Annotated in this window: 8 protein-coding genes; 6 read left to right on the top strand and 2 right to left on the bottom strand. The window is 55.3% G+C overall.

Going from position 1 to position 12,084, the window contains the following annotated elements:
- The first annotated feature begins 13 nt into the window (after window positions 1-13).
- From HYD27_RS16215 to HYD27_RS16195, 5 genes are all read left to right on the top strand, one after another.
- On the top strand, window positions 14-676 hold the full coding sequence (locus tag HYD27_RS16215) for a stage V sporulation protein AA (RefSeq protein ID WP_219216820.1): 663 nt from the start codon (window positions 14-16) through the stop codon (window positions 674-676).
- Entirely contained in the window at window positions 673-1,098 is a 426-nt protein-coding gene (locus tag HYD27_RS16210) for a stage V sporulation protein AB (RefSeq protein ID WP_219216818.1), read from the top strand. The genes HYD27_RS16215 and HYD27_RS16210 overlap by 4 nt, the downstream gene beginning before the upstream one ends.
- A 903-nt stretch (window positions 1,099-2,001) precedes the next feature.
- Window positions 2,002-3,729: a spore germination protein gene (locus HYD27_RS16205; protein ID WP_375373922.1), complete on the top strand. Its 1,728-nt coding sequence runs from the start codon at window positions 2,002-2,004 to the stop codon at window positions 3,727-3,729.
- 194 nt (window positions 3,730-3,923) lie between these two features.
- Entirely contained in the window at window positions 3,924-5,258 is a 1,335-nt protein-coding gene (gene lysA / locus HYD27_RS16200; protein ID WP_219216817.1) for a diaminopimelate decarboxylase, read from the top strand.
- Between the two features lie 144 nt (window positions 5,259-5,402).
- Complete coding sequence (locus HYD27_RS16195) at window positions 5,403-5,834, top strand: peptidylprolyl isomerase (protein ID WP_219216815.1); 432 nt, start codon at window positions 5,403-5,405, stop codon at window positions 5,832-5,834.
- Window positions 5,835-5,960: 126 nt separating this feature from the next.
- Here HYD27_RS16195 and HYD27_RS16190 read toward each other — a convergent pair whose 3' ends face one another.
- Window positions 5,961-6,716: a YwaF family protein gene (locus HYD27_RS16190; protein ID WP_309242076.1), complete on the bottom strand. Its 756-nt coding sequence runs from the start codon at window positions 6,714-6,716 to the stop codon at window positions 5,961-5,963.
- 356 nt (window positions 6,717-7,072) lie between these two features.
- Here HYD27_RS16190 and HYD27_RS16185 point away from each other — a divergent pair, with 356 nt between their 5' ends.
- Window positions 7,073-10,513 carry a collagen binding domain-containing protein gene (locus tag HYD27_RS16185; RefSeq protein ID WP_219216811.1) on the top strand — a complete coding sequence of 1,147 codons (3,441 nt, stop codon included), beginning with the start codon at window positions 7,073-7,075 and terminating at the stop codon, window positions 10,511-10,513.
- A 79-nt stretch (window positions 10,514-10,592) separates the two neighbouring features.
- Here HYD27_RS16185 and HYD27_RS16180 read toward each other — a convergent pair whose 3' ends face one another.
- Window positions 10,593-12,071 carry a copper amine oxidase N-terminal domain-containing protein gene (locus HYD27_RS16180; protein ID WP_219216809.1) on the bottom strand — a complete coding sequence of 493 codons (1,479 nt, stop codon included), beginning with the start codon at window positions 12,069-12,071 and terminating at the stop codon, window positions 10,593-10,595.
- Between the last annotated feature and the right edge of the window lie 13 nt (window positions 12,072-12,084).

The raw sequence follows: 12,084 nt of genomic DNA, 5'->3' as shown, positions 1-12,084 counted from the left end.
GAGGTGTCCGCGCATGACTGCCGATTCGGCCCCCGCTATTTACATACAGCTCAAAAACCGGGTGACGGTGCCCAAAGGCAAGGGTGTTCTGCTGCGTGATGTAGCCTATCTGATTACCGATCCGGAGTGGAGGGAACCGCTGTATTCGCTGCGCCTGCTGGACCCCGTTCAAAGCGACGGCAACCTGATCCTGATAGACCTGCTTACGGTGATTCCGAAGATCCAGGAGCTTGTGCCGGGTGCGGATATCCAGCCGATTGGCGAGGGGCGGACGCTGGTGCAGATTAAAGGTCCTCTGGAAAGGCGCAAGCCGTCCATTGCATTGTTTGTGCTGGTCTGGCTGCTGCTGTTCTTCGGCTCGGCGCTGACGATTATGAATTTCCATGCCGACGTCAGCATGCTGGAGGTGCAGGTGAGGATTGTCGAGATGCTGACCGGCCGCCGGGATGAGCATCCGTATGTCTTCCAGATTGCCTATTCGCTCGGCATCGGCTTTGGCATGGTGATTTTTTTCAATCATTTATTCAAGAAAAAGTGGAACGAGGAACCGACCCCGCTCGAAGTGGAAATGTTCCTGTACCAGAAAAATATCGACCAGTATGTCGTCAACGAAGAGTACAGCAAAATGAAACGCCGTGGCGCTGAAGCCTCCGGACGCATGGAGGATGGATCATGACTGCACAGCTGTCGCTGGGACTGAATCTGCTGCTGGGCATTGCCGGAGGCATTGCTGTCGGCGGCGGAGTGATTGCTCTCTTTATTGTGCTGGATATGGTTCCCAGGCTGGCCCAGCTGACCTCATCCTACGATAAAGTGCATTGGTATGAGGGGGCTATGGTAGGCGGCTCGCTCCTGGGCACCATGTCTGATTTCTGGAACTGGAGGATTGCGGCCGGGCCTTTGGCGGAGCTGGGGGTAGGCCTGTTCGACGGGGTTTTTGTCGGCATGCTGGCTGCGGCCCTGACCGAAGTGCTGAATGTGCTGCCAATCCTGGCCAAGCGCCTGCATATGACCCATCTGCTGCTCGGACTGCTGATGGCCATGGTGTGCGGCAAGGTCGCGGGATCATTGTTTGACTGGTTTGTGTACCGACAGTAAAAAGGGGGTTATGGTGTGGTCAGGTATGTTCACAGCGGAGACTGCGTAGAAGCTTCAAAAGAAAAAGCCAAGGCGGCGGAACAGGCGCACAGGCAGGACAGTGATGGCGAAGCCGCCGCCCAAACGGATTCGAATGACGGGGAAGCCCGGACAGAGGCGCCTGCGGATATGGAGGAAGAGGCAGCCGCGCCGCCAACCGGAGCAAATGCTGACGGAGCCTCGAATGAAACAGGGGCGCCGGAGGAAGCCGGGGCAACGGATCAGGGGAGCCGGGCAGGAACAGCTGCCGCTGTTCCCGGAGACGGCCGCCCCCAGGATGCAGAGGCAGCGGAGGAGCCCGGGGCAGAGAAGCCCAAAAGCGGCGCCATGGGCTTCCTGGCCTCCTTGTTCGGAGACGAAGAGGAACCGGAGGAAGCATCATCTGGAGCTGAAACGGATTCCGGAGACGGCGCCGGGGCAGGAACCCGTGAGGCTTCAGGAGGCGAACGTGACGGCGGTGACGCGGCGCCTGCAGAAGCTGACGCTGCCAAGGCAGAAGATGGCGGAGGCAAGCAGGATGCCGATGCCCCGGACCCGGACGAGCCTGATGGCGGCGGTTCGTCCGCTGACGGCGCTTCGGCTGCGGGAGACGGCGAAGAGCACCAGGCGGGCAATTCGTCCGGCAGCGGTGCCGGCATTGGAGTAGACGCCGGAGCAACCGGATATGGAGATCATGATCTGCAGCCTTCCGATGGACCGGGCACATCCGGTCAGGAGGGAACAAAGCATCGGGATACTGTTGAGGCGGCTGAAGTCAGCGGTGATGGAGGCAGTGTAAGCGGCGGGAATGCGCAGGACACGGAGGCTGCGGACGAGCTGGGAGCACAGGAGCCGGAGAGCGGCAGAAAAGGTTTTTTTGCCAGACTGTTCGGGGACGACGAAGAACCGGAGGAAGACACCGGCAGCGATGACAATGATGGGGCTGCGGGCGAACAAGCACAGGCTGGCCCGGCCGGGGACGCCCGGGCACAGCAGCCGGAGAAGAACGGGGAACGCGCCGGGAAGAATAACGCCAGCCGGGCAGAGGCGAAGAAGGACGCCGACCCGATGCAAAAGAAACGCGATGCCGAGCAGTCCGGCTCCCTGGAGAGTTCGATTATTTACTGGCAGGGCAATGACAAAATTCCGCCGATGCTGGAGGACACCAAAAAAACACTCGCTGAAGTCATGGGCCTGAATTCATCCTTTGATGTGGTGTTCCGGGAGATGACCTTTGGCGGACGCAAGGCGGCTCTGCTGTGCATCAGCGGATTCGCCAAGGATACCATTATCGATGAAATCCTGAAGCGCCTGACCTACCTGACCCCGGAGAATATTTCTGCGGATGTGCTGGCCAGCTTCATGAGCGAGTACATCCCCCATGTGCAGGTGGAGAAGGGAGAGCTATTAAGCGAGAGCATCAATAAAGTCCTCTCGGGTATGAGCGTTATCTTCCTTGAAGGAGAAACGGAAGTTATCGTCATGGATACCCGCTCCTATCCATCGCGCAGTCCCGATGAGCCGTCCATTGAACGGGTAGTGCGCGGAGCGCGCGACGGGTTCACAGAGACACTGCTGAGCAACATCGCCCTGGTACGGAGACGGGTACGCGATCCGGGCCTGAAGCTTGAGATGCACCAGGTGGGCCGGCGGACGCGCACCGATGTCTGTCTGGCCTATATCGACGATATTGTTGATAAAACCCAGGTGCAGGCCGTCACCGATAAAATTAAAGGCGTGGATATCGACGGCATTCCCCTTGCGGACAAGCAGCTTGAAGAGGCCATTGTGGGCGGAGGCTGGAATCCCTACCCCCTTGTGCGTTACTCGGAACGTCCCGACGTTGTTGCGTCCCATCTGCTGGAAGGCAGGGTTGTGGTGTTTGTCGATACTTCGCCGAGTGTCATGATCCTGCCGACGACGTTTTTTGATCTCTGCCAGCATGCCGAGGAGAACCGCCAGACTCCGTTTATGGGGACGTATTTGCGCTGGGTGCGGTTCATTGGCATCTTTGCCTCGATGTTCCTGCTGCCGCTCTGGATGCTGCTTGTTATCCATCCCGAGCTTAAGCCGGCGATGCTGGAGTTCATCGGACCGCAAAAGACGGCCAAAATTCCGCTTCTCGCCCAGTTCCTGATCGTCGAGATTGGGGTCGATCTGCTGCGCATGGCGGCTGTGCACACTCCGACGCCGCTTGGCTCGGCCATGGGTCTCATTGCCGCCATTCTGGTTGGCGATATTGCCGTGCAGACAGGCCTCTTCGTCAATGAGGTCGTGCTGTACATGGCGGTCGCCTCCATCGGCATGTTCGCCACACCCAGCTATGAGCTGGGACTGGCGAACCGGATTGTCAGGCTTGCGCTGCTGCTCGCCGTAGCCGTATTCCAGGTGCCGGGCTTCATGATTGGCTCCACGCTGCTTGTCGTGCTGCTGACTACGCACCGTTCCTACAATTCGTCATATTTGTGGCCGTTTATACCGTTTAATGCAAAGGCGATGGGTGAGATTCTGCTGCGCCAGCCGGTACTCAGCTCCAAAACAAGGCCTTCCTTCAATAAAACCAGAGACAATACCCGGATGCCGCTTGTCCAGGAGAAAGAGCACAAAAAGTAGGAAAATACAAATCAACTGCAAATTAGTCCATTCTATGGCGTTCCCTCTGTCTGGTATACTGAATACACTAAATGGCCCCTCAAAAGCGGAGATTGCCTTCCGGCAGGCTGATGGCAGGAACTCGGCGGGGCTTCAAAACATACAATAGACAGGGTGGAACAAAGATTTTCCACAGAAATTGGAGGACTGCGCAAATGTTTTTACACGGGACGAGCCGAATTAATGATGCCAATCATCTGGAGATCGGCGGATGTGATGTGACAGAATTGAAGGCGGAGTATGGTACCCCGCTATATATAGTGGACGAGCAATTGGTCCGGCGCCGCTGCCGCGAGTACATGGATGCTTTTGCAGCTTCCGGGCTCGGTTTTCAGGTTGCTTATGCCAGCAAAGCCTTCTCGGTCATGGCTATGTGCCGCCTGGCCGACGAAGAAGGGCTGTCGCTGGACGTTGTGTCGGATGGAGAGCTGTATACGGCGCTGCAGGCCGGATTTCCGGCGGAGCGCATCCATTTTCACGGCAACAACAAAACGCCGGACGAGATTGAAATGGCGATTGATGCGGAAATCGGCTGCTTTGTAGCCGACAATCTGGTGGAGCTTGGGATGCTGCAGGCGATCGCCCTGCGCAAGGAAGTAACGGTGAACATTCTGCTGCGCGTGACTCCGGGTGTGGAGGCGCATGCCCATCATGCCTATGCATCCACCGGCCAGACCGACTCGAAGTTCGGCTTCGACATCGGCAACGGCTCTGCGCTGGAAGCGGTAAGAGCCGCTTCCGGGAAGAGCAATCTCAAGCTGCTGGGCGTTCATTCCCATATCGGCTCACAGATTTTTGAAACGGAGGGCTTCGAGCTTGCGGTTGAGCGGATTGCCGACTTCACGCGCAAGGTGAAGGAAGAGCTGGGCGTCGCATTCCCGGTGGTCAATCTCGGCGGCGGCTTCGGCATCCGTTATGTGGAAGGCGATACGCCGCTGCAGGTATCCGAATATGTGGCGGCAATCACGGGTGCGGTGAAGACGCACTTTACCGGAATCGGCGAGACGCTGCCGCAGATCTGGGTAGAGCCCGGCCGCAGCATTGTTGGCGATGCCGGAACCACGCTGTACACTGTAGGCACGAACAAGGAGATTCCCGGTGTACGCAAATATGTTGCCGTTGACGGCGGCATGACCGACAATCCGCGTCCGGCGCTCTATGAATCCAAATACGAGGCGCTGCTCGCGAACCGTGCGGCTGAACCGAACGAAGAAACAGTCTCCATTGCCGGCAAATGCTGCGAAAGCGGCGATATGCTGATCTGGGATGTGGAGCTTCCGAAGGTAGAGAGCGGGGATCTGCTGGCCGTGGCCTGCACAGGTGCGTACAATTACTCGATGGCCAGCAACTATAACCGGATTCGCCGTCCGGCAGTAGTGTTCGTCCAGAACGGGCAGAGTGACCTTGTAGTGCGCCGCGAGTCGCATCAGGACATTATCGCCAATGATATTGTCCCGGCGCGCATCGCGAAGCAGGCGGTGGCCAAGTAAATATTTCTGCGCAAGACCCGGCAGAGAACGTACAGCAGGATGAAGCAGGCGGAATTCACTTCCGCCTGCTTTGCTTTGTGCGTGATTTCATAGTAAACTAATAAACGTGTTCTACATCTGTTATTTCGAAAGGGGTATTTACATATGGCAAAGCAAGCGAAAATTACACTCGAAAACGGCGGCGTTGTGCTGCTCGACCTGTTTGAAAAGGATGCTCCCAATACGGTGGCCAACTTTGAGAAGCTGGCAAAAGAAGGGTTTTACAACGGCTTGGTATTCCACCGCGTGATTCCAGGCTTCGTAGCCCAAGGCGGCTGTCCCAATGGTACAGGCTCCGGCGGTCCTGGCTATACCATCGACTGCGAGATCAATCCGAACAAGCACGAACGCGGTTCGCTGGCTATGGCGCATGCCGGCAAGAATACAGGCGGAAGCCAGTTCTACATTGCTTACGCACCGCAGCCTCACCTTGACGGCGTACACACCGTATTCGGCAAAGTGGTCGAAGGCATGGACAAAGTAGATGCTTTCCAGGGACGCGACAAAATGACTTCGGTGGAAATTATCGAAGCTTAATTCATATCATTGCCAAGGTTGTCCGATTCAAAGAAGCAGATCTCTGTTATGGAGGTCTGCTTTCTTGTATTTAGTTAGGGAATTTCGTGCAAACGGCCAGGCTGTCCGTTGAAGGACGGCCCGGGGTCACATGATGCGCCTCCTGCGGTCATGGCGGGCGCTGAAGCGCTGCGGCAGCCGGAAGAACACCAGATACATCAGCAGAAAGACAACAAAAGCGAATACTTCTTCAACCAGCAGATAGTAGGGGTAAGGACCGAAATAATCCAGCACCGAAAAGGTGCCCGGCTTGTCCGCCAGGAACATGTAATTGGCTCCAAGAGCGCGGTCTGCGGCGTAGACAAGGGCGGCTATGATATTGAGGCACAGCATGGTGAAGAACAGCGATTTCCAGGTTGGCCTGCAGCCTTCGATCCAGGTCATATACAGTGACGCCAGAATAATCCCGCCGTGGGCGACGAAGAACAGCAGAAAGCGGAAATGGGGAAAGGGATACACCAGATTGGGTGTGAGCAGTGCAATGAATGCGCCGCCGGTTCCGGCGAAATAGAGGAAGGAATACAGCAGACGGCTGCGGGTAAGCAGCATGAGGATAGACAGAAGCAGTGTGATTCCGCACAGCTCCAGCGGCAGGGAGGAGCCTTTTTTCCATGCCTCCTGGCTGATGTACCATATTTGCAGCCCTCCCTCCGAGAACACGAGGACAGCTGCAAGCAGCAGGCGGACAAATGTTCTGGCTCCAGGGTTCGAGCGAAGGGAGAAACGCGCCCCGTAGAGCAGCAGGCAAAAACATGCGACTAAAGACATGGCAACAATATGCGAAGATGAAAACATTATGAAATCGGTATGATGCTGCCTGTCAAAAAAAGTTATACGGTTCACAGACTTCTCCCCTTGGCGGAACAGAATATTTTGGCAAAAATAAATCATCTGAATTTTAACAAATTCTGATTCTAAAGATCTACACTTAGGTGATATAAGTATATATCGCAGTCTCTGGCCAATAAAGGGAGAGATTCGTGAAATTCACATAAGATGGACGCAGAATAACCGGAATACATAACTGGCCATCAAGCGGAGTATGTTTTTATCTGGGCGTTCAGGCGCAAATCTGACAAGCAACTTGTGTTGATCCGGCTATTTTTCCGATAGAGGCTCATGGTATCAGAGAGGGTACAGCTGTTGCAAACGGGATTGGTGAATCCCATACTAAATTTGGGGAACGGGGGCTTTTGGGTATGGTGAAAAAAAGAACAAGTGCGGCTATGGTCATCCTCATGCTGTTCGTGCAATATGCATACGGCATCGGGTTTGCCGCGCAGGCTACGGCTGCAGGAATTGAGAATGACAGGAACATCATCAACAGTGTATCCATGGCGGTATATGGGCCTGACGGCCAGACGGTAACCGGAAATGTGTATGATGTGGATTCCACGGTTACATTGGACTATGCGTGGTCGCTCCCGGACGGTCATGGCTACAGTGCCGGAGATACCTTTGCTTTTCAGCTTCCGGCACAGTTCCAGCTGTTCAACGACATTAACGGATCGCTGGTGTCGGAGGACGGAGAAGTTGGCAGCTTCACCGTCAGCATGTCCACGCATCAAGTGGTCATGAGCTTCAACAGCTACATTGAGACACATGCCAGTGTGCAGGGTACGCTAAGAATCAATACCAAATTCGATAAGCAGGTCATCTCGGAAAGCACGGTGCAGGAGATTGTGTTCCCGGTCAACGGCGGGTCCCAGACGGTTACGGTGAACTTCAAGCCCTCCGTCGGTTCAACGATAGAGAAGAAGGGCGTCTCGGGCGGCTTCAATGCGGATCATATTGATTGGACCGTCGATGTCAACAAGAAGCTGGAGCCGGTTGCGGGCGCTGTCGTTACAGACCCGATTCCCCAAGGCTTATCCCTGGACAGCACGGCTACGCTTGCGGTATATCAGCTGGGGGTCCAGCTGGATGGAACGGTCAGCGTAGGCATCTTGCTCGACAGCAGCAAATATACCGCTGAAGTTGCAGATGGAACGCTTACACTGCGCTTCACAGATCCCGTAATCAGCGGAGCTTACCGGATTGCCTACTCGACGGCGGTGGTCAGTGATGCCGGCAGCTTCACCAATACGGCCACCTTTACGGGAGACGGGCGCGATCCTGTAAGCTCTTCAGCCACCGTAACGGTTGAGCGCGGGGGAAGCCTGAACAAGCTGGCAACGAATTATGAATGGGGCAACCAGGTGATCTCCTGGGCCATCGAATACAACTACAACAAGAAGACGATTCCGCAAGGCAGCGGGGTGCTGACGGATTTATTCAATAATTCTCAGGAGCTTGTGCCGGGTTCGGTAAAGGTCTATCCGGTGACGCTGGACTCCGCAGGCACAGCCATAAAAGGCGCTGCTCTGGCGGAGAACGTGGATTATACAGCGACTGCCGTAACCACGGACGGTACAAAGGGCTTCAAGCTGGAATTCGCCAGCGAGATCTCTTCAGCCTTCCGGATTGAGTACAAAACGAAGTCGCCGGATCGCGTATTCAGCGACACCACGATTACCAATACAGTTACGGATGGCACCTACAGCGTACAGGCCACACAGCTGATCCGTCCGGCGATCATTTATAAGACCCTGTCGGGCGTCAATTACACTAACCATACCACCGACTGGAAAATCACCCTGAACGGCGACAGCTATCCAATGAGCGAAGTTGTCGTTACGGACACCTTCCCTCAGGGCGGTCAGAAGTTTATTCCGGGTACAGTGGTCGTAAGGAATGCAAGCGGAACGGTATTGAACGCTTCTGCTTACACACTGGAGTATAATTCACCGGTGCAGCCGAATGCCGGGTTCAAGGTGAAGTTCAACTCGCCGATCACAGGAACTTATACCATCGCTTATACCACCCAGTTCAGCAATGACTGGCTAACGGGAAATACCGATAACTTCATCAATAATGCACGGGTTGATTGGAAGGACGCCGACGGCAAAGCGCTGTGGACCGAAGCGAAGGGGCTGTTCATTCCCCGTGCCGAGGTGAAGAACAACGGCTTCAAGGCCGGGTCCTATGATGCCTCAGCCAAAGAGATTACCTGGACTGTAGGCGTCAACTACAACAGCAGGTCCATTGCCGACCCGAAGGTAACGGATATCCTGGACTCGGGGCAGACTCTGGTGCCTGGATCACTTAAGGTCTATAACATGAATATCGATGCCAAAGGCGAGCCTTCACAAGGCTCCGAGGTCGGCAGCAGCGCTTATGCCTACAGTATTGGCACCGGCAATGAGCTGAAGCTGGAGTTTGCAGGTTCCATCAGCTCACCGTATTACATTGTCTTCAAGACCAGCCTTGAAGGGCAATTGATTGATACTTCCGTATCCAATACGGCCAAATTGCTGGACGGCACCAAGAAAGTATCCAAGGATTTAACTGCATCTGTAAGCATCCCTTACGGAGGTGAATATGTCTACAAGGACGGCCTGCAGAATGGAGATAAGCTGGATTGGACAATTGCGATTAACCGCAGCCAGTCATTTGTGAAGAATGCGGTGCTGGCCGACACACCGAGCTCCAATCAGATTCTGCTGCCGGATTCATTCCATCTCTATCCGGCCAGTGCGGCAGTGGACGGGGAGATTGTCAAAGGCGGAACCAAGCTGGTGAGGGATGCGGATTATACCTTGAACATCAGCGCCGATGCCGACGGCAGGCAGAGCTTCGTGCTCAGCTTCCTCCACGATATCGATTCAGCCTATATTCTGGACTATCAATCGCTGATCGTTGCGAATACCGGGGATAAGCTGGTCAATACCGTAAATCTCAGCGGCGAAAATGTGAAGCTGGTGACCCAGGACACCGCGAAAGAGGTGATCGTAGGTGTATCCAGCGGGTCGGGAACAGGCAGCGGTGTACGGGGAACCCTGACGGTTCACAAGCTGGATGCGGCTGACAGCCAGCTCGCGCTTACCGGGGCGACCTTTGAGCTGTACCGTCTGAACGGCTCCGAACGGATACTGGTCAACACCCGGACCACTGATGACGCAGGCAGCGCAGTGTTCAATAATATATGGCTGGGAAGCTATATATTGATTGAGACGGCAGCTCCTGCAGGCTACGAGCTGGATACCCGGGAATATCCGGTCACGATAGGCTCTTCAGCCAATCTTAACCTGACCGTGCTGAATACGAAGCTGGTACCGGCGACAGCTGCGCCTACGCCGCCTGCAGAACCGACTCCAACGCCAACGGAGCCGCCGTCAGCGACACCAACGCCGTCAACGGTACCGACGGAATCACCGACAACTGTTCCTACAACGGGGGCGACACCGGCGCCAACGCCGACAGGCAATCCTTCGGAGCCAACGCCAACCCCTGCAGTTACCGGAGAGCCGGGTGTCATTATTGAGGAGCCGCAGATTCCGGCAGGCCCGGGAGCGACGCCTTCGGCAACTCCGGCGGGCGGAGGCAATCCGGCTGAGGAAACGCCGATTGATGATGACATTCCGCTTGGCGGAGTGGAGATCGACGATGAGGAGGTCCCGCAAGGAACGGTTGCCGACCCTGCGGGCGGCAAGCTCCCGCAGACCGGAGAGAACAGTCCGGTGCCGGTATACCTGGCGGGTATGGGCTTGATCCTTGCCGGATTCATACTCAGCAGAGTATTCAGAAGACGCAAAGAGTAGGCTGCTTCCATACAGCTATAATAAAAGGGCACGCGGCAGATTCAGCGCCGGGTGCTCTTTTATTGCCGATCGCTGCTCTTCATTCCGAAGTCAGTGTGTATCGAATCCAGCCGTTCTCCTGTTGACAGCCGGCCTCCCACCCGAGCTTCTCGGCTGTGAAGGCCAGCGGAATGAGAGCTTTGCCTCCAGCCAGCAGGGGAGCGGCTTCCAGCGCAAATTCAGTGCCGTCCACCAGCGCCTTGCTGCTGCCGATGGTCATAACAATGCTGTGACCGCCTGAGTCTACAGTTACCGTCTTGCCGGCCGCATCCCATTCCACCTCCGCCCCCAGAGCGGCCGCAATTTCTTTGGCGGACAACCATAGCTGTCCGTTGCCCTGAATCAGGCGCGAGGTGAAGCTTACGGGGTTGCCGTTCACTTCGACACTGCCCTGATACACATTGCCGCTGCCGTCGATAACGGCGCTTGCCGCCTGCGCCTCCAGCTTTTCATTCAGCGTGTTCACATTATCACCGGTCACGAGATATTTGGCATCCTGCCTGCCTATCGCTTCGGCAATCCAGCCATTGACCTCTCCGCTGTGATGGCTCAAATCCTTGTACAGATCAAGATTGAAGGTCCACTCCTGCTCGGACTGGAAATCATACAGCGTAACGTTGTCAAGCTGCCTGAATTGCTCATACATCCATGCCCTCATCATCAGCTGGTTGCTGAAGCGTACAGGATTGCCTGCGTACCAGGCCACCTGCCGCATAACACTGTAAGGAGGGTAGTAAAAGTAAAATTTCACATCAGGATACTCCTTGAGCAGCGGAAGAATATAGGTGCTGAAATTCTCCTGCAGCTGTCCGGTGCTTTCCTCGTTCAGACCGAAATATTGCTCGCTGTCGCTCACGGCAAGATAGGATTTGGCTACATGCCTTTTGCCGAATACGACTTCATCGTTCCAGTTGTTCAGATGCTCCAGATCCTTGCCGGGAGTGCCTGTCAGCATGCTTTTGACGCTGAGCGCAAACTGCCAGTACACCGAGGCGTTGAACCAGTATTTATAGTCCGTCCACAGCTTGCCGTCATACAGATAATCGGGAAATTCTCCGGAGGCATCGCTTGTCTCCAGCTTCAGAGAGAAATAATCCAAGCCCCAGATGACCTGCTTGACTTTGCCGGTTTTCAGGGCGAGCCTGGCGATTTGGTAATGCTCGTCCACTGTGGAGCCTTCCATTGACAGCTTCAGGGTTGTTCCGCCGATCTGTCCGCTCACCTGAGAAGGCAGAAAATTCTGCGTCATAGATGTGCCGATAATGATATTGTCGTAATCGAAGTTTTTAGCCAGCCCGGGGTTTTGGTACCGCTCCTCCTCCGAGAGCAGCGGAGTATACCAGCTTGGCTGGTGGTAGAACTGCAGCGGATCAATGAAAGCTGTAAGCAGTGCAGCCAGTGTGGCAAATAACAGCGAAAATAAAAGGAATAATGCCATTAAAGATTTGGATCTGCTGTGAAAGCCGCGTGTTTGCGTTGCGTTTCTGCCGGCCTGCAGCCGAACCCGTGATTCCAGCATAGTGGTGCCTCCT

It is taken from the genome of Paenibacillus sp. S150 (assembly GCF_019352175.1).
GTDB lineage: Bacteria > Bacillota > Bacilli > Paenibacillales > Paenibacillaceae > Paenibacillus_AQ.
Note: the sequence above shows the minus strand (reverse complement) of the source record. Positions and strands in the feature narration are given on the sequence as shown.

What these genes read in the sequence shown, in the direction of transcription:
- lysA (WP_219216817.1), top strand. Translation starts at nt 3,924, where the DNA reads ATGTTTTTACACGGGACGAGCCGAATTAATGATGCCAATCATCTGGAG.
- HYD27_RS16215 (WP_219216820.1), top strand. Translation starts at nt 14, where the DNA reads ATGACTGCCGATTCGGCCCCCGCTATTTACATACAGCTCAAAAACCGG.
- HYD27_RS16185 (WP_219216811.1), top strand. Translation starts at nt 7,073, where the DNA reads ATGGTGAAAAAAAGAACAAGTGCGGCTATGGTCATCCTCATGCTGTTC.
- HYD27_RS16180 (WP_219216809.1), bottom strand. Translation starts at nt 12,071, where the DNA reads ATGCTGGAATCACGGGTTCGGCTGCAGGCCGGCAGAAACGCAACGCAA.
- HYD27_RS16195 (WP_219216815.1), top strand. Translation starts at nt 5,403, where the DNA reads ATGGCAAAGCAAGCGAAAATTACACTCGAAAACGGCGGCGTTGTGCTG.
- HYD27_RS16210 (WP_219216818.1), top strand. Translation starts at nt 673, where the DNA reads ATGACTGCACAGCTGTCGCTGGGACTGAATCTGCTGCTGGGCATTGCC.